Origin of the sequence: Desertihabitans aurantiacus (genome assembly GCF_003344635.1) — a bacterium.
GTDB lineage: Bacteria > Actinomycetota > Actinomycetes > Propionibacteriales > Propionibacteriaceae > Desertihabitans > Desertihabitans aurantiacus.
In genome coordinates, this window is sequence record NZ_QPKK01000456.1 from 1 (window position 1) to 1,701 (window position 1,701).

1 protein-coding gene is annotated in these 1,701 nt (G+C 73.7%); it reads left to right on the forward strand.

Annotated elements, in window-relative coordinates; all coding sequences use genetic code 11:
* Window positions 1–48: 48 nt before the first annotated feature.
* Window positions 49–1,497: a PrsW family intramembrane metalloprotease gene (locus tag DVA66_RS20135; RefSeq protein ID WP_114561550.1), complete on the forward strand. Its 1,449-nt coding sequence runs from the start codon at window positions 49–51 to the stop codon at window positions 1,495–1,497.
* Window positions 1,498–1,701: the final 204 nt, after the last annotated feature.

Genomic DNA, 1,701 nt, shown 5'->3' on the forward strand with positions numbered 1-1,701 from the left:
CGCCGCGGCTGGCGCCGGGGTGGCCGAGGTCCTTGTACGCTGGCCGGCATGTCGGTGCAGGCCTCCCACGGCGACGTCGATCGGCGGCGCGCACGTCGGCGCAACGGCCTACCGGTCCCGCGCCGGGGCGACCTGGCCCGACGCCTCCTCACCGACCCGTTGCTGTGGCTGACGGTGGCGGCGTTCGTGCTGTTCATCATCTGCGGCGTGCTGATGTGGTACCAGATGGTGCCCGACCGCGAGGTGCCCGGCGGCACCCTGATCGGGCTCGGCACCGACGTCATCCCGTTGGTGGCCCGCTATGCCGCCTACAGCCTGGTGCCGATCACGCTGCTGTACTTCTGGGCCGACCGCTGGCGCCCGGTCTACGTCTGGGCCCGGGTGGCGTTCTGGCTGGTCGCGCTCGGCTGGGGCGCCTTCGTCTCCACCTTCCTCTCCGCCCAGATCAACACCTGGGCGGCCTCCCACCTGGCCGTGATGGGCGACGGCGACCCGGCTTCCAGCGCGCGGGCGGCGGTGTTCGTGGCGCCGTTCGTGGAGGAGTCGACGAAGGCGACGATCCTCTTCTTCATCGCGATCCTGCTGCGCTACCGGTGGGTCAACCGGCTGTCGGGGATCATCCTCGCCGGGCTCTCAGGCGCCGGCTTCGCCTTCACCGAGAACATCCTCTACTACGGACGCGCCTACCGGTACGCCGCGCAGACCTTCGGCCAGCAGGACCCGGACGAGGTGCTGCAGGAGATCTTCTTCCTGCGCGGGGTGATGACGCCGTTCGCGCACCCGCTGTTCACCATGTGCGCCGGGATCGGGCTGGCGGTGGCGGTGCGGGCCAAGAGCAAGCTGTTCCGGGTGCTGGCGCCGCTGATCGGGTTCCTCGCCGCGGCCCTGCTGCACATGATGTTCAACGCCTCCTCGACGCTGGTGGATGGCCCGCAGCTGCTGCTGCTCTGGGGTGGCGCGCTGCTGCTGCTGGCCACCGTCATCGGCTTCATCATCCGCCAGCTGTTCCGCGAGGGCCGCAGCGTGCGGGCGCGGCTGGAGGACTACGTGCGGGCGGGCTGGCTGCGCGAGGAGGACGCGGCCGCGGTGAGCCGGCTGCGCACCCGGATGCGGGCGCTGTGGCACGCGCTGTGGCGGGGCCCGCGCTCGTTCTGGTCGACGATCGTGCTGCAGGTCAGCCTCACCGAGCTGGCCTACCTGCGTGACTCGCTGACCCGCGGCCTGGTCGACCAGGCCGGGGTGGACCGCGAGCACGAACTGCTGGGGGTGGTGGAGCGGCACCGGCCACTGGCGGTCGTCACCCCGACCGGGCGAGCGCCCTACCCGCGGCTGCGTGGACGTCGCCGCGCGGTGGAGCAGTGGGCGCCGCCGTCCTACCCCGGACCCGCGGGTCTGGGAGGCAGCTGGCCGGCACCGCCCGGCCCCGCGCAGCCGCTGGGGCAGACCGCGACCACCTACTCCGAGGTCGACCCGCGCTGGAAGCCGCCGTCGTCCTGACGCCGGCTGCCGGTCCGCCCGGGCGGCCGGCGGTCCGGGCTGGCAGGATCGCCCTAGCGGTCGCCCGACCGCATCGGCGGGCGGGAGGAGGCACGGTGGACCACGACCCCGGGGCGCCCTCCCAGCCGGAGCCCGCGCAGCTGGTCACCGCGCTGGTCGGGCTCCGCGACGCCCTGGCCCCGGTCCGGCTGCCGCTGCCGCTGC